This is a genomic window from Mesorhizobium sp. AA23, from assembly GCF_001672435.1.
GTDB lineage: Bacteria > Pseudomonadota > Alphaproteobacteria > Rhizobiales > Rhizobiaceae > Mesorhizobium.
Genome location: NZ_LYTP01000008.1, coordinates 89,229 through 110,870, shown reverse-complemented (window position 1 = coordinate 110,870; position 21,642 = coordinate 89,229). Strand labels below are relative to the sequence as shown.

22 protein-coding genes and 1 pseudogene are annotated in these 21,642 nt (G+C 65.2%); 8 read left to right on the top strand and 15 right to left on the bottom strand.

Annotation, left to right across the window (positions count from 1 at the left end; all coding sequences use genetic code 11):
- Window positions 1-38: 38 nt before the first annotated feature.
- Complete coding sequence (locus tag A9K66_RS09160; protein ID WP_067322596.1) at window positions 39-497, bottom strand: Lrp/AsnC family transcriptional regulator; 459 nt, start codon at window positions 495-497, stop codon at window positions 39-41.
- A gap of 169 nt (window positions 498-666) precedes the next feature.
- On the opposite strand from A9K66_RS09160, the gene A9K66_RS09155 reads away from it, so the two are divergent.
- Together A9K66_RS09155 and A9K66_RS09150 are read left to right on the top strand one after the other, a co-directional pair.
- The gene (locus A9K66_RS09155) at window positions 667-1,407 is read left to right on the top strand and encodes an AzlC family ABC transporter permease (RefSeq protein WP_067322593.1); all 741 of its coding nucleotides are present in this window, start codon (window positions 667-669) and stop codon (window positions 1,405-1,407) included.
- The gene (locus A9K66_RS09150; protein WP_067322590.1) at window positions 1,404-1,703 is read left to right on the top strand and encodes an AzlD family protein; all 300 of its coding nucleotides are present in this window, start codon (window positions 1,404-1,406) and stop codon (window positions 1,701-1,703) included. The genes A9K66_RS09155 and A9K66_RS09150 overlap by 4 nt, the downstream gene beginning before the upstream one ends.
- A gap of 278 nt (window positions 1,704-1,981) precedes the next feature.
- Here A9K66_RS09150 and A9K66_RS09145 read toward each other — a convergent pair whose 3' ends face one another.
- The 5 genes from A9K66_RS09145 to A9K66_RS09125 form a co-directional block, all read right to left on the bottom strand.
- Entirely contained in the window at window positions 1,982-4,084 is a 2,103-nt protein-coding gene (locus A9K66_RS09145; protein ID WP_067322587.1) for an EAL domain-containing protein, read from the bottom strand.
- Window positions 4,085-4,425: 341 nt separating this feature from the next.
- A complete protein-coding gene (locus A9K66_RS09140; protein WP_067322670.1) occupies window positions 4,426-5,583 on the bottom strand; it encodes a M20 aminoacylase family protein in 1,158 nt (385 codons plus the stop codon).
- Between the two features lie 96 nt (window positions 5,584-5,679).
- Window positions 5,680-6,876 (bottom strand): diaminopropionate ammonia-lyase, encoded by a 1,197-nt coding sequence (locus A9K66_RS09135; RefSeq protein ID WP_067322584.1) that lies wholly within the window; start codon window positions 6,874-6,876, stop codon window positions 5,680-5,682.
- A gap of 202 nt (window positions 6,877-7,078) precedes the next feature.
- The gene (locus A9K66_RS09130) at window positions 7,079-8,314 is read right to left on the bottom strand and encodes a Zn-dependent hydrolase (protein ID WP_067322581.1); all 1,236 of its coding nucleotides are present in this window, start codon (window positions 8,312-8,314) and stop codon (window positions 7,079-7,081) included.
- Window positions 8,311-9,513, bottom strand: a complete 1,203-nt coding sequence (locus A9K66_RS09125; RefSeq protein ID WP_067322578.1) for a diaminopropionate ammonia-lyase — start codon at window positions 9,511-9,513, stop codon at window positions 8,311-8,313. Before A9K66_RS09125 ends, A9K66_RS09130 begins: the two co-directional genes overlap by 4 nt.
- A gap of 107 nt (window positions 9,514-9,620) precedes the next feature.
- Between A9K66_RS09125 and A9K66_RS09120 the strand changes: the two genes are divergently transcribed.
- From A9K66_RS09120 to A9K66_RS09110, 3 genes are all read left to right on the top strand, one after another.
- Window positions 9,621-10,109: an Lrp/AsnC family transcriptional regulator gene (locus A9K66_RS09120; RefSeq protein ID WP_067322574.1), complete on the top strand. Its 489-nt coding sequence runs from the start codon at window positions 9,621-9,623 to the stop codon at window positions 10,107-10,109.
- Between the two features lie 88 nt (window positions 10,110-10,197).
- Window positions 10,198-10,479: a type II toxin-antitoxin system RelE/ParE family toxin gene (locus A9K66_RS09115; protein ID WP_067322666.1), complete on the top strand. Its 282-nt coding sequence runs from the start codon at window positions 10,198-10,200 to the stop codon at window positions 10,477-10,479.
- Window positions 10,480-10,516: 37 nt separating this feature from the next.
- Window positions 10,517-10,816 (top strand): HigA family addiction module antitoxin, encoded by a 300-nt coding sequence (locus A9K66_RS09110; protein WP_067322571.1) that lies wholly within the window; start codon window positions 10,517-10,519, stop codon window positions 10,814-10,816.
- Here A9K66_RS09110 and A9K66_RS09105 read toward each other — a convergent pair.
- Genes A9K66_RS09105 through A9K66_RS09085 form a run of 5 tightly spaced genes read right to left on the bottom strand, consistent with a single transcriptional unit; the run spans window position 10,813 to window position 15,389 of the window.
- Window positions 10,813-11,790 carry a branched-chain amino acid ABC transporter permease gene (locus tag A9K66_RS09105; protein ID WP_067322567.1) on the bottom strand — a complete coding sequence of 326 codons (978 nt, stop codon included), beginning with the start codon at window positions 11,788-11,790 and terminating at the stop codon, window positions 10,813-10,815. The genes A9K66_RS09110 and A9K66_RS09105 overlap by 4 nt on opposite strands.
- Before the next feature lies 1 nt (window position 11,791).
- On the bottom strand, window positions 11,792-12,679 hold the full coding sequence (locus A9K66_RS09100; RefSeq protein WP_066998448.1) for a branched-chain amino acid ABC transporter permease: 888 nt from the start codon (window positions 12,677-12,679) through the stop codon (window positions 11,792-11,794).
- A gap of 7 nt (window positions 12,680-12,686) precedes the next feature.
- The gene (locus tag A9K66_RS09095; RefSeq protein WP_066998451.1) at window positions 12,687-13,391 is read right to left on the bottom strand and encodes an ABC transporter ATP-binding protein; all 705 of its coding nucleotides are present in this window, start codon (window positions 13,389-13,391) and stop codon (window positions 12,687-12,689) included.
- Complete coding sequence (locus tag A9K66_RS09090) at window positions 13,384-14,184, bottom strand: ABC transporter ATP-binding protein (RefSeq protein WP_245307469.1); 801 nt, start codon at window positions 14,182-14,184, stop codon at window positions 13,384-13,386. Before A9K66_RS09090 ends, A9K66_RS09095 begins: the two co-directional genes overlap by 8 nt.
- Entirely contained in the window at window positions 14,181-15,389 is a 1,209-nt protein-coding gene (locus tag A9K66_RS09085; protein ID WP_067322564.1) for an ABC transporter substrate-binding protein, read from the bottom strand. The genes A9K66_RS09090 and A9K66_RS09085 overlap by 4 nt, the downstream gene beginning before the upstream one ends.
- A 554-nt stretch (window positions 15,390-15,943) precedes the next feature.
- On the opposite strand from A9K66_RS09085, the gene A9K66_RS09080 reads away from it, so the two are divergent.
- Window positions 15,944-16,264, top strand: a complete 321-nt coding sequence (locus A9K66_RS09080) for a hypothetical protein (RefSeq protein WP_067322560.1) — start codon at window positions 15,944-15,946, stop codon at window positions 16,262-16,264.
- A gap of 172 nt (window positions 16,265-16,436) precedes the next feature.
- Here the strand turns inward: A9K66_RS09080 and A9K66_RS09075 are convergent, their stop codons facing one another.
- Window positions 16,437-17,033, bottom strand: a complete 597-nt coding sequence (locus tag A9K66_RS09075; protein ID WP_067322557.1) for a YdeI/OmpD-associated family protein — start codon at window positions 17,031-17,033, stop codon at window positions 16,437-16,439.
- Between the two features lie 286 nt (window positions 17,034-17,319).
- On the opposite strand from A9K66_RS09075, the pseudogene A9K66_RS31120 reads away from it, so the two are divergent.
- Window positions 17,320-18,015: pseudogene (locus tag A9K66_RS31120) on the top strand (SDR family oxidoreductase); the annotation flags it as partial.
- Here the strand turns inward: A9K66_RS31120 and A9K66_RS09060 are convergent.
- A complete protein-coding gene (locus A9K66_RS09060; protein ID WP_067322549.1) occupies window positions 17,999-18,811 on the bottom strand; it encodes a LysR family transcriptional regulator in 813 nt (270 codons plus the stop codon). The pseudogene A9K66_RS31120 and the gene A9K66_RS09060 sit on opposite strands and share 17 nt — an antisense overlap.
- A gap of 1 nt (window position 18,812) precedes the next feature.
- Complete coding sequence (locus A9K66_RS09055) at window positions 18,813-19,715, bottom strand: S1C family serine protease (protein ID WP_067322546.1); 903 nt, start codon at window positions 19,713-19,715, stop codon at window positions 18,813-18,815.
- 211 nt (window positions 19,716-19,926) lie between these two features.
- Here A9K66_RS09055 and yghU point away from each other — a divergent pair, with 211 nt between their 5' ends.
- Window positions 19,927-20,796, top strand: coding sequence for a glutathione-dependent disulfide-bond oxidoreductase (yghU, locus tag A9K66_RS09050; RefSeq protein ID WP_067322543.1), 870 nt, complete (start codon window positions 19,927-19,929; stop codon window positions 20,794-20,796).
- A gap of 178 nt (window positions 20,797-20,974) precedes the next feature.
- Here the strand turns inward: yghU and A9K66_RS09045 are convergent, their stop codons facing one another.
- Entirely contained in the window at window positions 20,975-21,520 is a 546-nt protein-coding gene (locus A9K66_RS09045) for a YbhB/YbcL family Raf kinase inhibitor-like protein (protein WP_067322541.1), read from the bottom strand.
- Window positions 21,521-21,642: the final 122 nt, after the last annotated feature.

The window sequence follows — 21,642 nt, the reverse complement described above, 5'->3', positions numbered from 1 at the left end:
CTTCGCGGCCACCTTCCCCCTCAACGGAAAAGGGAAATCTAAAGCGGCATCTCCGAAGTCTGCTTGACCGTCTGGCTGGGCACGTCGGTCTTGACGTTCTGCACCCCCTTGATGCGACTTAAGTGCTCCGACTGGAAGCGGCGATAGTCCTCGATGCCCGCCGCCACAACCCGCACCATAGCGTCGCAATCGCCCAGCATCAGATAGCATTCCAGCACCTCGGGCAGCTTGGCCACCTCCCTGGCGAAATGCTCGATCGTGTCCTCGTCCTGCTGCTTCAGCCAGATGCGAGTGAAGAAGGTATGACCGCGACCGATCTTGGCCGGGTTGAGCAGCGCGACATAGCGGTCGATGACGCCAGCCTCCTCCAGCAATTTTACGCGCCTGAGACAGGGTGACGGCGACAGGCCGACCTCCCTCGCAAGATCGTTGTTGGCCATGCGCCCGTCGCGCTGCAGGGCGCGCAGGATCCGCTTGTCGATCTCATCCAGCTTCATGGCGTCTGATTCCAATATTGGCTTAATTCTCGCTATCCAATGCCAAACCTTGGCAGAAACGGCGCATCTTCGCAACCCGATTGCGGAGCATTTCGGCTATGGTGGCCAGCGATAACCGACCATCGAGCAACCGGAGAAGGCGGCCCCGCAAGGCTGGCCGAAGAACGCCATGAGCGTTTCCGAGATAACCCTGGGCCACCCTCCCGCCGAAGCACGCGGCGCCGAATTCCGGCGGGGCGCCGCCGCCTCGACGCCGGTGCTGCTTGGCATTGTCCCCTACGCACTCGTGCTGGGCGCGCAGGCCGCGCAGAAGGGCTTGAGCGTCGTCGAGGTGCCGTTGATGACGGGCCTCAACTTCGCCGGCGGCTCCGAATTTGCCGCCATCCAGCTCTGGACCTCGCCGCCGCATGTGCTGTTGATCGCCGCCATCACATTGCTGGTCAACAGCCGGCATTTCCTGATGGGCGCGGCACTTGCGCCGTTCCTGCGCCACCTGCCCAAGCGCAAGGCGCTGCCCGCGCTGTTCTTGATGTGCGACGAGAGCTGGGCGCTCGGGCTCGCCGACGCGAAGCGCCGCGCGGCAGGCGGGCTGCGGCCAGCCTTCAGCCTCGCCTATTATGCGGGAACTGCCCTTCCTTTCTATCTTGCCTGGGTGATTTTCACGACCTGCGGAGCGGCGCTCGGGCCGGTGCTTGGCGACGTCGAGCGTTACGGCTTCGCCATGGCCTTTCCGGCTGTGTTCCTGGTGCTGCTGCGCGGCATGTGGAAGGGTTTTGCCGCGGCGCGCCCCTGGCTTGTCAGCCTGGTGGTGGCGGCGGCAACTTATCTGGTCGTTCCGGGCGCCTGGTACGTGGCGGCAGGCGCGCTGTCCGGGTTGGTGTCCGCCTGGCTTCTGGCAGGTGAGAAATGATCGAGCCCTGGACCGTTCTCGCCATCCTTGCCATGGCCGGCGTCACCTATTTGACGCGGATCGGCGGCTATGTCGTGCTCAGGAACCGCACGCTCAGCCCACGCGCCACCGCCGTGATGGAAGCCGCGCCTGGCTGCGTGCTGATCTCGGTGATCGCGCCCGACTTCGTGTCGAAGAATCCGGCCGACCTGGCGGCGCTCGCCATCACATTGCTCGCGGCGACAAGACTGTCGATGCTGCCGACGGTGGTCATCGGCGTGGCTTCGGCCGGGGTATTGCGGTGGGTGATGGGGTAAACGCCGGCGGCCGCCCTCTGCCATGCCGGGGCATCTCCCCAAGGAGGAGATTGGCTCTCCATCGCATCAACTGCCGTAGACCCCAATTTCGCCAGACGCGATCGAAGCGGTCTCGTCGATCCAGCCCAGATGCTTTTCCAGCGCCGGTCCAGCGGGTCGGGATCCTGCGGGTCGATGATCGCGGGACCATTGTATCGGGCGAAATGCCGAGCTGATCCAGGCCGAGCTGCTGTTCGATCTCGGCAATCGCGGAGGGTGCTCGCGTTTTTAGCCGCGGCTTATTTTGCGACACCCACCCGGGCTTGTGGCTTCTCAGCCGCGGCCCGCGCCACGATCGCCTCCAGCGGCTCTGGCCGGTGCAGGAAATAGCCTTGGCCATAGCCGACGCCCATGCCGACGAGGATCTCCAGCGCGCTTTTCCCCTCGACCTTCTCGGCCACGACGGCGCAGCCCATCGAGCGGGCGATGCCGGCGATTGCCGAGACGATCTCGCGGTCGAAGCGGCTGTCGGCGATGTGCTGGACGAAGGAGCCGTCAATCTTGATCGCATCGATAGGAAAGCGCCGCAGATATTCGAACGAGCTCATGCCGGCGCCGAAATCGTCGAGGCTGACACGGCAATGGCGCAGCCTTGCCCGGCGCACGAATTCCTCCGCTGCGTCGAAATTGGTGACAGCCGCGGTCTCGGTGATCTCGAAACCGATTGCAGACGGCGGCGCGCCGTTCTCGGCGATCGCCGCGTCGACGAAATCCCAAAGCTGCGGATCGGAGAGCGTCTGCGCCGACAGGTTGAAGCCGAGCGAGACGGCGCCGGAGAGCATCGCCCTGCCATGGCGCGACAGCGCCGTGCGGATGATCCAGCGGTCGAGCCGGGCGGCAAGCCCGAAGCGTTCGGCCACCGGCATGAACTCGCCCGGCAAGATCAGCTTGCCGTTGCGCGCCTCGAGCCGCGCCAGCACCTCGACATGGCGGCTGTCTTGCCAAGGCCTGCCGAGGCGATGGATCTCCTGGCCGAACAGCTTCAACCGGCTGTCCTCCATGGCATCGACCAGATCGGCGGCAAGCCGCGCGGCGTTGAGGCCGCCGGCTCCGGAAGCTGTTTCGGCCGAGAACACGGCGAAGCGGTCGCGCCCGCCGGCTTTGGCGGCGTAGCAGGCATCGTCGGCGCAGGCGAGCGCATCGGTTACCGTCGTCCGGGGATCGCGCACGAAGGCGATGCCGATGCTGGCGGCTAGCCTGCGGGACGACACGGCGGAGCCGAGATCGGCGTCGCGCACCGCGGCGAGCACGGCACGCGCCAGCCGCTCGGCGCAAGCGTCGCTGCAGTTCGGAACCAGCAGCGCGAATTCGTCGCCGCCGAGGCGCGCGGCGTGCGCCGAAGGCGGCAGGCTGGCGCGGATGCCGCCGGCGACGCTCTTCAGCGCGATATCGCCCGCGGCATGGCCGGCATAGTCGTTCAGCGCCTTGAAGTAGTCGAGGTCGACATAGAAGACGGCAAGCGGCAGCCGGTCCGCCGCGCCGATGTTTTCGGCGAGCAGCCGGTCGAAGGCCGAGCGGTTCCACAGCCCGGTCAGCGCATCGTGATGGGCGGCGTAAGCGAGCTCCTCGGCGCGCTTCGTCTCGTCGGTGATGTCGCGCACCGTGCCGAGGATCTGGCCGGCCGAGCCGGCGACGGCGATCAAACGCACCAGCGACTCGACATGGCGGACCGAGCCGTCGCGCCGGACGATACGGTATTGCGTGGCGGTCACGCTTTTCGAGCCCGGCGGCGGCAGATGCGCGCGCTCGGTGGCCTCCTTGTCGTCCGGGTGGAGATAGGTGTGCCAGAGATCGGCCGTCACCTCGTCGGTATCGCTGACCATGCCGAAGATCTCCCTGGTGCGCGGGTCCCAATAGCTCTTGTTGGTGCCGATATCGTAGTGCCAGATGCCGGTGCCGCTGGCGGCGAGCGCGAGCCGCAAGCGAACATTGACCTGCTCAAGCGCGGCCTCGGCCTCCTTCTGCCTGGTGATATCGGTCTGCACGCCCATCAGGCGCAGCGGCTTGCCCTCGGCATCGCGCTCGACGATGCCGCCGCGGTCAAGCACCCAGACCCAGCGGCCGTCCTTGTGCTTCAGCCGTAGTTCCGTCTCGATCGACTCGGTGTCACCAGCGATATGGCGGTCGCCGCTCGCCAGTGCTCGCTCGCAGTCGTCGGGATGAGTGAGCTTCAGCCACAGATCGGAGGTATCGAGCTCGCCCTCGGCATAACCCAGCATCTTCCACCAGGTCGGCGAATAGTAGCAATCGCCCGTCGCGAGATTCCAGTCCCATAGGCCGAGCTGGGCGCGATCGAGCGCCAGCGCCCAGAATTCGCCGTTGCGTTTGGTGTCGTCCGCCATGCCCTCGTTCTTGCCGTCCCCGTTCGGGCATAGTGCATGAAAGCTGACAAAAAAGGGTTACTGGGGTGAAGCTGCCAATCTCCCCGCTTTTTGGAGGAAATGTCTGGCAGAACAGGGGGCGCGAAGGATCGCGGCCCATCTGCTTCGTCATCCGAGGGCGAAGCAAGGAGCGAAGCGACGCGCGCAGACCCTGGGATTCATGCCGTTACGCTAAAGCGTTGCAACAGCTACAGTATTCTGCGCTGCCGAACTCTACGCCAAAGGGCATCGAATGGATCCTCGGGTCAAGCTCGAGGATGACGAAGCAGAAGCTCCGCCGCTTTCGCCAATCGCAGACGCCCTTACCCCGCCGCCAGCCTTCGCCTCACCACCGCCGCGTGGAAACGCGCGCCATGCAGCAGGCCTTCATCGTTGAAATCGTAGGCCGGGTTGTGCAGCGGGGCGGAATTGCCGTTGCCGAGGAAGACGAAACAGCCGGGCACTTCGGTGAGGAAGCGGGCGAAATCCTCCGAGGCGGTCATCGGCTCGGCGGCGATGCCGACGGCATCGCCGGCCAGCACCGTTCGGGCCGCAGCAAGCGCCTCATTCACCAGCGCCGCGTCGTTGATCAAGGGCACGAACTCGCGCGTGTAAGTGACCTCAGCCGCTACGTTATAGGCCTGCGCCGTGCCTTCGGCGATGAGGCGCATCTCCTTCTCGATCGCCGCGCTCACCTCGGGCCGGAAACTGCGACAGTCGCCAAGGATGCGGGCGAGGCCGGGCAGCGCGTTGCGGGTGCCGTCGGTGATGAGCTCGGTGACCGAGACGACGCCGATATCGACGGGGCTCAGGCGCCGCGAGACGATGGTCTGCAGGTTGACGACCAGCGCGCAGGCGGCAATCAGCGTCTCGCGAGCGTCGTGCGGCCTGGCGGCGTGGCCGCCCAAGCCTTTCAGCACGATCTCGAAATTGTCCTCGGCCGACATGATCGGACCGCTCCGGGTTTCGAAGTGGCCGATGGGCAAGCCCGGCATATTGTGCAGCCCGAAGATTTCCTCGAAGGGAAAGCGTTCGATGAGCCCGTCTTCGATCATCGCAAGCGCGCCCCTGCCCCACTCCTCGGCCGGCTGGAAGATGAACCGCACCGTGCCGTCGAAGCCCCCTTCTTCCGCCAGCAGCTTCGCCGCGCCGAGCAGCATGGCGGTGTGGCCGTCATGGCCGCAGGCATGCATGGTGCCGGGCGTCTGCGAGGTCCAGGCTCGCGTCCCTTGCTCGGCGATGCGCAGCGCATCCATGTCGGCGCGCAGCGCAATCGCGCGATTGCCGCTGCCCCTGGCCAGCGTGCCGACAACGCCGGTGCCGCCGATGCCTTCCGCGACTTCGAGCCCGAAGGCGCGAAGCTTCTCCGCCACGAAGGCGGCGGTGCGTTTTTCCTCGAAGCCGAATTCCGGGTGGGCGTGGAGGTCGCGCCGCCAGGCCGTCATCGCGCGATGCAGCTGCTGCTGGTCGAGGTCAGCCATCTTCTCTTTCCCCAGCGCTCGTTCCAGGCGAGTCTTCCCGAAGTTGCGCTTCATTTCCATCGATTCCGGGGGGAAGCCCGCTTTCCTGAAAATCCTTCAGGCGATCTGCAGCTCGAGCTCCCGCGCCACCGCCCCGACCAGCTCGGTGTAACGGCCGGCGTCGGTTGCGCCTTCCGAATTGATGACGACGACGCGCGACGTCGCATCGAGCCCGAGAGCCGCGCGCATGCCCTTGTCTCCGGCTGCGCGGATCAGCCCGGCAAGCCCCGCGCCGCCGCTCTCGCCGGAAACGATGGCCGGATCGTTGCCCAAGGGCCGGGCCAGTCGGTTCATCACCGCGACTGCGTCTTCTTCGTCGACGGTCATGAAGGCATCGCCGACGCGGGCCAGCACCCGCCAGGCGATCAGGGACGGCTCGGCACATTCCAGCATGGCCATCACCGTCGACTGCTGAGGCGCGATCGTTACGGGACGGCCGGCCTCCATCGAGGCGTAGACGCAAGCCGAGCGCCTCGGCTCGACCACCACGGCCTTCGGCCGCCGCTCGCCGAGCAGAATCGCCATATAGCCCGCAAGCGCCGCCGCAAAGCCGCCGACGCCGGCCTGCAGGAAGACGTGCGTGGGCGGTTCGGCCATGTGCCGCAGCGCCTCGCGCACGATCACGGTGTAGCCCTGCATGACAAGCCCCGGAATGCGCTCGTAGCCGCGCCAGGAGGTGTTGGAGACGATCTTCCAGCCGCGCTCGGCGCCGACCCGGGCGACCTCGCGGACCGCATGATCATAACCGCCCTCGACCTGCACGATCTCGGCGCCGAAGCGGGCGATGGCCGCCACGCGCTCGGCGCTGACGCCGGCATGGACGTAGATGACCGAACGCGCGCCGACGAGGCCCGCCCCCTGCGCGACCGATCGGCCATGGTTGCCATCGGTGGCGCAGCAGAAGGTCATCTGGGCGGCGATAGCGCGCAGCTTCGGATCGTTGATTTCGCAGATATCGACTTCGCGACCGAAGCGCTTGCCGGCCTCTTCCAGCACCAGCCGCATGACGGCATAGGCGCCGCCCAGCGCCTTGAAGCTGCCAAGGCCAAGACGCTGGCCCTCGTCCTTGACATGCAGTGCTGCGATGCCGAGGCCATTGGCCAGCGCCGGCAGGGCATAGAGAGGCGTTTCGGCATGGTCGTCGCGAGCCCTGAGATAATGCTCGGCCCGGTCGGCGCCCGCCAGGGCGAGGGCCTCGGCGTCGGCCGGCACCAGCGGCTGGTTGTGTTCGGGGCGCTGGTTGATGAGCAGCATGCTATTCTTTCTTCGATACACTGAACTTTTTTGACGCGCGCGAGAATCGCGCTCCCTAATCTGGCTAGTGATTGAAGTTTGTTTCGATCAGATGTCGCCGGATTCCCGCCTTGGTGGCACGCAACGTTTCGAGATGACTATTTTTGGTGGTGTTTCGCCTTGGCGGCACCTGCCGTCGACAACATACCGTTTGGTTCCGCGATCAGTCGGCTGCCAGCCGGGCGGCGACGCCAAGCAGGACATTGGCGCCCGCAACCAGTTCGTCGGCGGCGGTGAACTCGTCCGGGCTGTGGCTGATGCCGCCCCGGCTCGGCACGAAGATCATCGCGGACGGCGCAATGCGGGCAATCATCTGCGCGTCGTGCCCCGCGCCCGACGTCATGCGCCGGCAGGAGAGGCCGGCGGCTCTGGCGCCATCCTCTATCAGCGAGACGATGCCGGCATCGAACGTCACCGGCTCGAAGCGCGCCAGGCTTTCGGCATGGATGGTGACGCCGGCGCTTGCGGCAAGGTCGTCCAGGAAGGCGGCGAGCGCCGCTTCCGCTTCGCGAAGATGCATTTCGTTCGGATCGCGAAGGTCGATGGTGAAGATTGCCCGCGACGGGATGACGTTGATGGCGTTTGGCTCGAAAGCGATGGTGCCAACGGTGGCGACCGTGGGCGTCGGCGAGGCGCTGGCTCGGTCCGCGAGGAAGCTGATCACCCGCGCGGCGGCGACGCCGGCATCCTGGCGCATCGACATCGGCGTGGTGCCGGCATGGTTGGCCACGCCGTCGATGGTTATGCGCTGCCAGGAAATGCCCTGCAGGTTTTCGACCGCGCCGATGGCGATGCCCTCGCGCTCCAGCACCGGTCCCTGTTCGACATGCAGCTCGACATAGACATGCGGCTTGAGGAAGCCGGGCTGATGTCGGCCGGCATAACCGATGCGCTCCAACTCTCTGCCCAGCACCGAGCCGTCGGTGCCGATCGAGGCCAGCGCCTCTTCGATATCCCGGCCGGCGGCAAAGACCAGCGAGCCCATCATATCAGGCGAATAGCGCACGCCCTCCTCATTGGTGAAGGCGGCGACCACAAGCGGGCGCGCCGGCGCGAATCCTGCCTCCTTCAGGCTCTCGATCGCTTCGAGGCCGGCAAGCACGCCGTAGCAGCCGTCATAGATGCCGGCGTCGATCACCGTGTCGATGTGCGAGCCGAGCATCACCGCTTCCTGGCCTGCCTCGGCGTCGCCCTGCCAGATGCCGAAGATGTTGCCCATACGATCGATGGCGACGTCGAGCTCTGCCTCTTCCAGCCAACCGACAAGGCGGTCGCGGCCAAGCTTGTCCATGTCGGAGGCGGCAACGCGGACGAGCCGGCCCTGCGCATCGCGACCGAGGCTGCCGAGCTCCTCGATACGGCCAAGCAGACGGTCGGCATTGATCGTCAGATTGCTCATGCCGGCTGCCTCGCCAGCGCAACCTCGTCCGGCGCCATCCCGACCAGCTCGGCATAGCGGCCGGGGTCTGTCGCGCCTTCGGAGTTGATGATGAGCACGCGCGAATGGGCATCGAGGCCGAGAGCCCCGCGCATCTTCTTGTCGCCGGCAGCGCGGATCAGCCCGGCGAGCCCCGCCCCGCCGCTCTCGCCGGAAACGATCGCCGGATCAGTGCCTGAAGGCCGCCCCAGGCGGTTCATCACCGAAACCGCGTCGTCCTCGTCCACGGTCATGAAAGCATCGCCGAGCCGCGACAGGACGCGCCAAGCGACCAATGACGGCTCGTAACATTCGAGCATCGCCATCACCGTGGGCTTGCTGTGCGCAATCGCGACTGGACGCCCCGCCTTCGCGGTGGCGTAGACGCACGCCGCCCGCGCGGGCTCGACCACGATTGCCGTCGGGCGATCTTCGCCAAGCACGATGGCGAAATGGCCGGCCACCGCCGCGGCGAGGCCGCCGACGCCGGCCTGCAGGAAGACGTGGGTGGGCGGCTGCGGCAAGCGCCTCAGCGCTTCGCGCACGATAACGGTGTAGCCCTGCATCACCAGCCCCGGGATGCGCTCATAGCCCGGCCAGGATGTGTCGGAGACGACGGTCCAGCCGCGCTCGGCGGCGACACGGGCGGCTTCCCTGACCGACTGGTCGTAATCGCCGGCGATGCGCACGATCTCGGCGCCGAAGCGGGCGATCGCCGCCACGCGTTCGCTGCTTACGCCCGAATGGACGAAGATGACGGAGCGCGCACCGACCAGGCCGGCGCCCTGCGCCACCGAGCGTCCATGATTGCCGTCGGTCGCGCAGGCGAAGGTCATCCCGGCCGCAATCGCCTGCACGTCGGGCCCATGCAATTCCGCGACATCGATGGCGCGGCCGAGCCGTTCCTCGGCCTCTTCCAGCACCAGTCGGATGACGGCGTAGGCGCCGCCCAGCGCCTTGAAGCTGCCGAGGCCGAGGCGCTTACCCTCATCCTTGACATACAGCGAGCCGACGCCGAGTTCGCCGGCCAGCGCCGGCAAGGCATGCAGCGGCGTCTCGGCATGGTTGTCGCGCGCGGCCAGGAAGCGCTCGGCGTCCGCGGCTCCGGCGAGCCCAAGCGTCGCGGCGTCTTGTTCGGTCAGCGGCTGGCGATGGCTCGGGTGGTGGTTGAGCAGGAACATGGATCGGCTTTCTCTGTCTTGTTGGCTGAAATTTATTGCAATTCCAGTGAGAAAGGCGCCTCTATTTCGGCACCTGAAATGCAAGTTTGTTTCGTTTAGATGCTGTCATGTCCATTTTGCCCGACCTCGACGCCTTCGACCGCGCCATCCTCGCCATCCTGCAGAAGGACAACAGCACGCCCCAGCGCATTATCGGCGAGACGGTGAACCTCTCGGCGCCGGCCGTGCAGCGGCGCATCAAGCGCATGGAGGAAATGGGCGTCATCCGCGCCAATGTCGCGCTGGTCGATCCGGCCAAGGTCGGCCATCCGATCACCATCTTCGTCGAGGTCGAGGTGGAGAGCGAGCGGGCCGAGCTGATCGACGCCGCCAAGCGCGGCTTCGCCGCGGTGCCCGAAGTACAGCAGTGCTATTACGTGACCGGCGAGGCCGACTTCATCCTGGTCGTCACCGTGGTGACGATGGCCGACTACGAGGCGCTGACCCGGCGATTGTTTTTTGAGAACAACAACGTCAGGCGGTTTCGCACGTTCGTTGCGATGGATCGGGTAAAGGTCGGGCTGGAGGTGCCGGTGGGCGCACCTCACTCAACATGATCCCTCGAGGCATTTCGTATCGCGGCATGATACTCTGCGCTTGATCTCGCAGACGTATCATGCAAAGATACGTTGCGAGGGGCAGTGGATGATACGTTCGTTCACAGACAAGACCACTGAAGCGATTTCGACAGGCAAAGCTCCGAAAGGATTTCCGGCAGATCTCATTCGTGTCGCTCAGCGGAAACTGTTCATGCTGGACAACGCAGCCGAACTGGCCGACCTCAAAGTCCCACCGGGAAATCGGCTTGAAGCGCTGAAGGGCGATCCCGCCGGTCAGTACTCAATCCGTATCAACGACCAATTTCGTGTTTGCTTTCGGTGGACCGATGGAGGAGCGGACAATGTGGAGATCACCGACTACCATTAGCTAAACCAACCAGCTCTGTCCGACAGGAGCGGAACCAATGATCAACCTCGATAAGCCTATTCATCCCGGCGAGATATTGCGGGCCGAGTTCCTTGAGCCACTCGACCTGAAGCCCTACACCCTGGCGAAAAAGCTTCACGTCCCACGTACCCGCATCGAGCGCCTCGCCAACGAGACCACGCCCGTTACGCCGGACACCGCTCTGCGTCTCGCCAAATTCTTTGGCACCACGCCACAGTTCTGGATGAACATGCAAGCCAGTTACGACCTGGCCGTGGAGGGCGCGTCGCTGCAGGAAGAGCTCAAGGAAATTAAACGGTTCGAGGCGGCTGCTTAAGAGCTCTTGCCGCCCTCCCTCCCCAGCAACCGCGCATAGATCTCCCCCACGATCCCGCGCCGGAAGATCAGCACGCAGACCATGAAGATCACGCCGGTCGCTATCGTCACCGGGAAGCCGGAGGTGGCAAGCGTGTTCTCGAGGCCGACGACGAGGCCGGCGCCGACCACCGGGCCGACCATGGTGCCGATGCCGCCAAGAAGCGTCATCAGGATGACCTCGCCCGACATCTGCCAGGTGACGTCGGTGAGGGTCGCGAACTGGAAGACGATCGCCTTCACCGCGCCGGCGAGGCCGGCAAGGGCCGCCGACATGACGAAGGCGGCGAGCTTGTAGCGGCCGACGGAATAGCCGAGCGAAATGGCACGGTTCTCGTTCTCGCGGATCGAGCGCAGGATCATGCCGAAGGGCGAGTTGACGATGCGCCAGATGGCGAAAAGGCCTATCAGGAAGATGGCGAGCACGAAGAAATACATGTTCATCGGCACGTTGAGGTCGAGCATGCCGAAGAGATGGCCCCGCGGCACGCCCTGGATGCCGTCCTCGCCTTCGGTGAAGGGCGCCTGCACGCAGAAGAAATAGAACATCTGCGCCATCGCCAGCGTGATCATGGCGAAATAGATGCCTTGCCGGCGGATGGCGAGGAAGCCGACGACGAGGCCCATGCCTGCCGCGCCCGCAGCGCCGAGCAGGATGCCGGCCTCGGGCGGCCAGCCCCAGGCTTTCACGGCATAGGCGCAGAAATAGGCGGCGCCGCCAAAGAAGGCGGCGTGGCCGAAGGAAAGCAGCCCGGTGTAGCCGAGGAGCAGGTTGAAGGCGCAGGCGAACAGCGCGAAGCACAGCATCTTCATGACGAAGATCGGGTAGATGACGAACGGGGCGGCGACGAGCGCCATGATCCCCAGCGCCACAAGCGCCCGTTCCAGCCGGACGGAGGCAGCGGCGCGCTCTGCGTGAAGGGTCGCCTCGCTCATCTTACGCGTCCCTTCCGAACAGGCCCGCGGGGCGGAGCAAAAGCACGATTGCCATGATGACGAAGACCACCAGGTTCGAGGCCTCCGGATAGAAAACTTTGGTCAGGCCCTCGGCGAGGCCGAGCATGTAGCCGGTGACGATGGCGCCGAGGATCGAGCCCATGCCGCCGACCACGACGACGGCGAAGACGACGATGATGAGGTCCGATCCCATCAGCGGGCTGACCTGGTAGACGGGCGCCGCAAGAATGCCGGCCAGCCCGGCAAGTGCTGCGCCCAGCCCATAAGTGAGCGTCAGCAGCAGCGGCACGTTGACGCCGAAAGCCTGCACCAGCTCGGGGTTCTCCGTGGCGGCGCGCAAATAGGAGCCGAGCCTGGTCTTTTCGATCAGCAGCCAGGTGCCGATGCAGACGATGAGCGAGGCCACCACCACCCAGCCGCGGTAATTGGGCAGGAACATGAAGCCGAGATTGGTGCCTCCGGCAAGCAGGGTCGGCACCGCGTAAGGATTGCCGGAGACGCCATAATAGAAGCGGAACACGCCTTCGATGACCAGCGCAAGGCCGAAGGTGAAAAGCAGGCCATAAAGCGGGTCGAGCCGGTAGAGCCGCGACAGTGCTACGCGCTCCACCACGATGCCGAACAGGCCGACGGCCAAAGGCACGATGATCAGCGCCGGCCAGTAGCCGATGCCGAGATGGACGAGCAGCAGATAGCCGATGAAGGCGCCGAACATATAGAGCGCGCCATGGGCGAAATTGATGATGCGCAAGAGCCCGAAGATGACGGCCAGCCCGAGGCTGAGCATGGCGTAAAAAGAGCCGTTGATCAGGCCGACAAGCAGTTGGCCGAGCAAGGCTTGGATGGGGATGCCGAAGATCATGGTCATTTGGCCATCATACCCCCAGCACCTCGTGCAGTTTGTCGGTGTGCGCGGAAAGCTGGCCGACCGGGAAACCTTCCACCACCTTGCCGTGATCCATCAGGTAGAAGCGATCGGCGATGCGGGCGGCGAAGCGGAAATTCTGCTCGACCAAAAGGATGGTCATGCCACGCTTCTTCAGCGTCGCCAACAATTCGCCGATGCGCTGGACGATGACCGGCGCAAGGCCTTCGGTCGGCTCGTCGAGCAAAAGCATTTCGACGCCGGTCCTCAGGATGCGGGCGATCGCCAGCATCTGCTGCTCGCCGCCGGAAAGCTTCGTGCCCTGGCTGTTGCGACGTTCCTTGAGGTTGGGGAAGAGGTCGAAGATCTCCTCCACGCTCATGCCGCCCTTGGCCACCACCGGCGGGAGGATCAGATTTTCGTCGACGGTGAGCGTGGCGAAGATGCCGCGCTCCTCCGGCACGAAACCGATGCCCTGGTGGGCGACGCGGTGCAGCGGCAGGCGGATCAGGTCCTTGCCATTGAAAGTGACGCTGCCCGTCCGTTTGCGGATCAGCCCCATGATGGCGCGCAGCGTCGTCGTCTTGCCGACGCCGTTGCGGCCAAGCAGCGTAACCGTCTCGCCGCGCAGGACTTCGAGGTTGACGCCGTGCAGCGCATGGCCCTCGCCGTACCAGGCATGAAGGTCGCGCACGGCAAGCAGTGGCTCACTCATGCTCGGTCCCCATATAGGCGACGCGCACGCGCTCGTCCTGGCTCACAGTCGCGTAGTCGCCGGCGGCAAGCACCTGGCCGCGCTGCATGACGGTGATCCAGTCGCAGAGATCGGCAACGACGGTGAGGTTGTGCTCGACCATCAGCACGGCGCGGTCTTTCGCCAGCGAGCGGATGATGCCTGAGATCGTGCCGACATCCTCATGCCCCATGCCGGCCATCGGCTCGTCGAGCAGCAGAACTTTTGGATCGAGCGCCAGCGTGGTGGCGATTTCCAGCACACGCTTCCTGCCATAGGAGAGATCGCCCGCCAGCCGATGCGCGGCGTCGTCGAGCCCGACTATGGCTAGCAGCTCGCGCGCCCGGGGCGTCAGCTGGTCCAGCGCCGAGACCGGGCGCCAGAACTGACAGCCCAGCCCGCCCGGACGCTGCAGCGCGACGCGCACATTGTCGAGCACGCTGAGATGCGGAAAGATCGCCGATATCTGGAAGGAGCGTACAAGGCCCATGCGCGCCACCTTGGCCGGCGGCGTGCGGGTGATGTCGGTGCCGAGCAGCTGGATGGTGCCGCTGGTCGGCTGCAGGAATTTGGTCAACAGGTTGAAGATGGTGGTCTTGCCGGCGCCATTCGGGCCGATCAAGGCATGGATCCTGCCGTGGTGGACGTCGAGGTCGACATCCTTCACGGCGACGAATCCGGCGAAGTCGCGCCGCAGGCCGCGTGCGGAAAGCACCACCCGCGGCGTCTGGTCGATGCCGTCCCGGCGGACGGCGGTGGCGGTGTCGAGCGTCACTTGCTGACGAGCGGGCAGCCGCTGTCCTCGGCCTTCATGAAGGCCTTGTCGCCGGGAATGGTCGCCAGGTAGGTGTAGTAGTCCCAGTCCTTCTTGCTCTCCTCCGGCTTCTTGACCTGGTAGAGATACATGTCGTGCACCATCGAGCCGTCGGCCTGCACCTTGCCGTTCACAGTGAACACGTCGTTGACCGGCATCTCATGCAATTGCTTGGCCACCGCTTCGGTCTCGTCGGTGCCGGCCTTGTCGATGGCCTTCAGATACTGCGTCACCGCCGAATAGGTGCCGGCCTGAACCATGTTTGGCATGCGGTTGGTGCGCTTGAAGAAGCGTTGCGCGAAATCGCGGCTCACATCGTCGCGGTCCCAGTAATAGCCTTCCGTCAGCACAACGCCCTGCGCCGCCTGCAGGCCAAGGCCATGCACCTCGGCCAGCGTGAAGAGCAGCGCCGCCAGCCGCTTGCCGCCGGCGACGATGCCGAACTCGGCCGCCTGCTTGATCGAGTTCGAGGTGTCGAGGCCGGCATTGGCTAGGCCGATGATCTTGGCGCCGGAGGACTGCGCCTGCAGCAGGAAGGAGGAATAGTCGGTGGAGCCAAGCGGATAGCGCACCTCGCCCAGCACCTTGCCGCCACTGGATTCCACGAGCTTGGCGGTCTGGTCCTTCAGCGAATAGCCGAATGCATAGTCGACGGTGATGAAATACCAGCTGTCGCCGCCCTGCTGCACCAGCGCGCCGCCGGTGCCGACCGCCTGGGAGTGGGTGTCGTAGGCCCAGTGGAAACCATAGGGCGAGCACTGCTTGCCGGTGAGGTCGGTGGAGGCGGCGCCGGTGACGATGTCGATCTTCTTCTTTTCCTTGGAAAGCCCCTGGACGGCGAGCGCGACGGAAGACGTGGTGAGCTCCATGATCGCGTCGACCTGCTCGGTGTCGTACCACTGGCGCGCGATGTTGGAGGCGATGTCCGGCTTGTTCTGGTGGTCGGCGCTGACGATCTCGATCGGCGCGCCCTGCACCTTGCCGCCGAAATCCTCGACCGCCATCTTGGCGGCCTCGACCGACCATTTGCCGCCGAAATCGGCATAGACGCCGGACTGGTCGTTCAAGATGCCGATCTTGACCTTGCCGTCCGAGATTTCGCCAGCCGCCGCCGGCATTGCGGATGCCGCAATGAGCGCGGCGGAGACGAGATAGGATGCTTTCACTGGTAGTTCCTCCCTTGTGGTCAACCACGGGAAACGCGGCGGACCTCGCAATGGTTCAACAGTTCCGTCGGATTGTGGATTGAGGCCTCGATCCCCCCTGCCACTCCTATTCTTGCGGGCCTGCTCGTTTGCGGCTGGGCCGCCGCGCGCCTTGGGTGCACGGGCGCGAGCCTAGCATCACATTTCGCTGGCCGGGAATGCTATTTTCGTAGCATGCGGATGGGTTGGGGGCAGCATGGTGTCCCTTCACCAGGGCAGCCGCTTGCCATCGCTAAAAAGCCGCCGCTCGGACCGTCGGGCAAGGTTGCGGCGCAGACGATGCCGGCTGCGCCTTGCGCGACGGGGCGGCCGCCGGCACCCCCCATGTCGCGACCCAGCCGGGGCAGGTCGAATTGACCAGCAAGCGCCCCCTCCCCGCCAGACACAATCCGGAAACAAGATTCAACAGCCCGGAAAAACTCGCGAAAAGACCGGCTGTCATAAGCGGCACCGGAGCAGCCGAACTACGGCCAGCGACAACCTGATATCGATCTTCGAAAAAGGAATGCCGACTTATGAAAAAGACCCTTCTCTCCGTTCTCGGCCTGGCGGTCGCGCTTGCTTTCGCGGTGCCGGCGCTCGGCACTACCGAAGCCAACGCTGCCGCGACCACGACGGCTGCGACGACGACGACCACCGCGGCTCCGGCTGCGGCCACCGAGACGGCCAAGCCGGACGCCAACGGCCCGCACAAGAAGCATGTCAAGCATCATCGCCGTCACGCCCGCAAGCATTACGTGAAGAAGCACTCGAAGCATCACGCCAAGAAGCATCATGTGAAGCACCACACCAAGAAGCGTACCCACAAGAAGCACGGCAAGAAGCTCGCCGCATAAGGCGCGTCGCCGGCTTTTGGCTTTTCAGCAATTGGCCAAAGACTTCATGACCGGATGATCCCGGACCGCTTCAACAGGGTTCGGGATCATCGCTTCCCGGAAACGCCGTCCCTCAAAGGCGGCGTTTTTGCTTACCGGGTCGCTGGCGCGGTCGTCCGGTCCGGATCGTGCCCTACTTCTTCTGCGGATAGATCGTCTCGCCGCGCTTCAGCATTTCGACGAAGGTCTCGATCTTCTTCTTGCGCCCCGCCTCGGTCTTCATGTTGTGGACGCGGAAGGCGAGCGCGAAACGGTTCTGCGCCGAAAGCTTTGCCAGCATCGCTTTGCCCTTCGGTTCGGCATCGATCGCGGCCTGCAGGTCGGGCGGAATTGTCATCTCTTTCGAGCCGCCATAGGCGCGGTCCCAGCGGCCATCGGCTTTGGCCGCCTCGACTTCGCCCAGGCCATGCTCCGTCATGCGGCCGTCTTCGATCAAGCGCGCGACGTTGTCGACGTTGATCCTGCTCCAGATGCTCTTCCTGCCGCGCGGCGTGTAGCGCTGCAGAAAGCTCTTCTCGTCGAGCGACTTGCGCACCGCATCGATCCAGCCGAAGCAGAGCACGACGTCGATCGCTTCCTTCGGAGTGATCGAAGGAAGGCCAGAGCCAACCTTGTGGATCTTGATCCAGACCTCGCTTTCGCCGGCGTGGTTTTGGCTGAGCCAGGCGTAGAAGCTTTCAGCGTCCGAGAACTCGTGGACCTTGCTCGGGTCGACCTTGATGGGGGCCATCGGTGTTCCTTCTTGCCTGAGCCGAGGCTCCGATCTTCCCCTTTGTTGGGGAGACGGCCGGCAGACCAGAGGGCGCGCTGCCCCGCCAGCCCTGTCGAGACGCCGCCGCCTTAGCTTATAGTCGTGGGAATTTAAGGCCGCGTTTCTTCGCGCCCCCCTGCCCTGCCTGGTTGAATTATCAAAGCCGCGCCAGCCAACCATCGGACTCTCCGATAACACTATCGGTTTCTTCCGTTTCCGCTCCGCCGGCCGGCCTGCCACATCACCGTCCATGCAAAGGAAAGGCATGGACATGGACGAGACAAAAATCCTGATCGTCGGCGGCAGTTCGGGCATGGGGCTGGCGCTTGCCAGGCGCTGCCTCGCCGAAGGCTCCGGCGTCATCATCGCCGGGCGCAATGCAGCGAGGCTGAACGCCGCGCGCGATGAGCTCGGCTGCCCGGCCGCGCTGGAAACGGCGGTGGCAGACATCAGCCGCGAGGCCGAGGTCGCGGCGCTGTTCGCGCGCGTCGGCCGGCTCGAGCATATCGTCAGCACGGCGGCCGATATCGAAGGCGCCTACCGGCTTTTGCCCGAGATCGAGCTTTCGGCGGCGCAAAAAGTTGTCGACAGCAAGTTCTACGGGCCGCTGCTGTTGGCCAAGCATGGCGCGCCGAAACTTTCGGCCAATGGTTCGCTCACCTTCGTCTCCGGCATTGCCGCCTACCGCCCGGCCGCGCGCGGCTCGGTGGTCGCGGCCGTCAACGCCGGGCTCGAAGGGCTGGTGCGGGCCTTGGCCATCGAGCTGGCGCCGATCCGCGTCAATGCCGTCTCGCCCGGCTGGGTCGACACGCCGATCTGGCAATTCGTTGCCGGCGATGCGAAGGACGAGACGCTTGCCGCGATGGCGAAGCGCCTGCCGGCGGGACGGGTCGGACGGCCGGAAGACATTGCGGACGCGATCCGCTTCCTGATGGGCAACGGCTTTACGAAGGGAACGAGCGGATCGGGCCCGGCCATGCGATTTCGGCCACCTCGCCGCGATCGAGCGCCGCGGCGACCGCCAGCCGCGGCACAAGGCCGAAGCCGGCGCCGGCCGCCACCAGGCCGGCGATGGCGTCAATGCTGCCAGCCTCGGCCGCGAGCTTCGGTCCGCCGAGGCCCGCCTCGGTGAAGGCCGTGTCGACCATGGCGCGGTAGACGCATCCGGTTTCGGTGGCGACGAAGCGCTTTTCGGCAAGCTCCCCCAGATCGACATCCGCCCGGTTCTCGCCCGGCGGCGCGATCAGCACCAGTGGCTCGGCCGCGACGGGGCGCCTGGCGAAGCGCTCGTCGGGCTCGCTGGCGCCCGGTCTGTCGAAGCAGAAGGCGACGTCGATCCCGCCCTCTCCCAGCCTGCGGCTCAACTCGCCGCTGCCTGCGATTTTCAGCCTGATGTCGATGTCGGGATGAACGGCCTGGAAATCGGCGAGCCAGCCGGGAAGTTTTGCCGAAGCGATCGTCTCGAGCGCGCCGATCGACAGGCTGCCGGCCGTCTCGGCCTTGGTGGCATCGATGGCGGCCCGGGCGTCGTCGGCGAGCGCCAGCAATTCCTCGGCGTAAGCTTGCAGCGCCTCGCCGGCCGGGGTCAGGTCCAGCCCTTGCCGCGACCGTGTCAACAGCGTCGCGCCCAGCTCGGCCTCGAGCGACTGGATCTGGTCGCTGACGCTCGACTGCGCGAGATTGAGCTCGCCCGCCGCGCGCGTGACGTTGCGTGTGCGCGCGACCGCGAGAAAGGTCTTCAGCAGCCTTGGATGCACGTTACTGCAGCTGCGGCTTCTTGAGGAAGGAGTTGCGGTCGGCCGATTTTACGCGAAGCCAGGTCTCACGGCCGTCGCGCACGACGCGCAACGGAATTTCCGCGCCGGCCGGGTTCTGCCAGAGTTTTCGATAGAAGTCGGCGAGACCGTCAACCTCGCCGTCGCGCACGTCGGAGATGATGTCGCCTTGGCGAAGGCCAGCCTTTGCCGCGGGACCACCTTCGGCGACGCTCATCACCACCACCATGCCGTTCGACTCCGCCGAGAAGGCGCCGAGCCACGGGCGCGGCGGCTTGCCGACCTGGCCGCGCTTGACCAGATCGTCGAGGATCGGCGTCAGAAGGTCGATCGGCACGATCATGTTGATGTCGGCGACCTCGCCGGCGCGGCTCATCTGCAGGCGCAGCGAGCCGACGCCGAGCAGCTTGCCGTCACGGTCGAACAGCGCAGCACCACCCCACGACGGATGCGCCGGCGCGGTGAAGATCGCCTCGTCGATGAGATATTCCCAATAGCCGGCGAATTCCTGCTTGGTGACGATGTGGGCGTCGACCTGCTGGCCGATGCCGTCGGCAAGCGTCACGGCGTCGCCGATATTGGCCTTCCTGGCATTGCCGAACTTGACTGCCGGCAGCCCGAGCGGCGCCAGCGCCTGCACCAGGCCGAAGCCGGTCTCCTGGTCATAGGCCAGCGCATGCGCCGCAACCACGCGGCCGTCCTGGTCGGTCAGCCAGACCTCCTCGGCCTCGGTGATGAGATAGCCGATAGTGAGAACCAGCCCGTTGTCGCGGATCACCACGCCGCTGCCCTCGCGGCGCGTGCCCAGCGCATTGGCGGTAAAGGCGTCGTCCGGAACCGTGGCGCGCACGGCCACGACGGAGCGCGAGATTTTTTCGATGGTCATCGTCGATCCTGAATTGCGGGTCTTTTTCTATAAGTATGGCCAAAGGGACGCGGTGCAAGGGCATCTGTCCCTGACGGAGAAGGCGGGGCGCTGCTGGCCCAAGCATTAGTTCAACGAAATTTGAACTTTTTTCTTTGACGCCCGCGCAACCGCACCTAAATCTTGCGCCAACGAACCCCGCATCCGCCCACCAGCAACAAGGCCTCCCGAGATGAACCAGTACAACCCGCCGAAAGTCTGGACCTGGAACAAGCCGAATGGCGGCACCTTCGCCTCCATCAATCGGCCAGTCGCCGGGCCGACGCATGAGAAGGAATTGCCTGTCGGCAAGCATCCGCTGCAGCTCTATTCGCTGGCCACGCCCAACGGCCAGAAGGTGACGATCATGCTGGAGGAGTTGCTGGCGCGCGGCCACAAGGGCGCCGAATACGACGCCTGGCTGATCCGCATCAATGACGGCGACCAGTTCGGCTCGGGCTTCGTCGAGGTCAACCCGAACTCCAAGATCCCGGCGCTGATGGACCGCAGCGAGCCGAAGCCGGTGCGCGTGTTCGAGTCGGGCTCGATCCTCACCTATCTGGCGGAAAAATTCGGCGAGTTTGTGCCGACGGAGCGTGCAGCGCGGGCCGAAACCTTCTCGTGGCTGTTCTGGCAGATGGGCTCGGCGCCCTATCTCGGCGGCGGCTTCGGGCATTTCTACGCCTATGCGCCGGAAAAGATCGAATACGCCATCGACCGCTTCGCCATGGAAACCAAGCGGCAGATGGACGTGCTGGATCGGCGGCTGGCCGAAAGCGAGTATCTCGCCGGGCCGGATTACACCATCGCCGACATGGCGGTCTGGCCCTGGTATGGCGGGCTCGCCAAAGGCCGCAGCTACAACGATGCCGCGCAGTTCCTCGCCGTGCATGAATACAAGCACGTGCAGCGCTGGGCCGACGCGATCGACGCCAGGCCGGCGGTAAGGCGCGGCCGCATGGTCAACCGCATCTCCGGCGATCCGGCCTATCAGTTGCACGAGCGCCACGACGCCAGCGATTTCGAGACGAAGACGCAGGACAGGTTGCAAGCGGCGGAGTGAGCTGCTGATCTCCCCGCCTTGCGTGGGAGATGGCCGGCAGGCCAAAGCGGGTCGATGCGCCTGGAGCGCCGACGCCCGACGAACCATAAGAGGGCAAGTTGGCGCATAATGCGCGCCGACCCCCTCTGTCGCCTTCGGCGACATCTCCCCCTCGAGGGCCCTCAAGGGGGAAGATCAGCTACCTCCCGTAGGTATACGTCACACTGGCCTCCGCCAGCGCCTGGCTCTTCGCCGCGACCGACACCATTTCGGGCGACGGATTTTCCGGCGTGCGCAGCTTTGCCTCACTCAGCGCATAGAGCGTGAAGACATAGTGGTGCGTGCCGCTGCCGGGCGGCGGACATGGGCCGAAATAGCCGGCGCGACCGACGCCGCCCGTGCCGGACACCGTGCCCTTCGGCAGGCGCTTGCCGCCTTTGGAGCCGGCGCCTTCGGCGAGGCCCTTGGCGCTTGCCGGGATGTTCCAGGCAAGCCAATGCCAGAACCCCTTGCCGTCGTTGGCATCGGGATCGAACATGGTGAGCGCGTAGCTCCTGGTGCCCGCCGGCGGATCCTTCCAAGCAAGCCCGATCGAGACGCTCTTGCCGCCGCATCCGGGCTTGTCGCCGAGATATTTTGCGTCCCACTTGTCGTTGGAAACCGATGGGCTGGAGATCTCGAAGGCGGATGCCTGGGTGGCGAAGGCAGCAAAGGCAAGTCCAATCAGGCTGAGGCGCGAAGTCATGGCTTCACTCCTTCTACTTGGATTGCCCAAAGTCTATCCGAAAGGCGCGCCGGAGCCGAGCAACTTTGCGTGACGGCCGGCAGGCGCCGGAGCTGCCGATTCCCCCACAAGGAGGAGTTCCG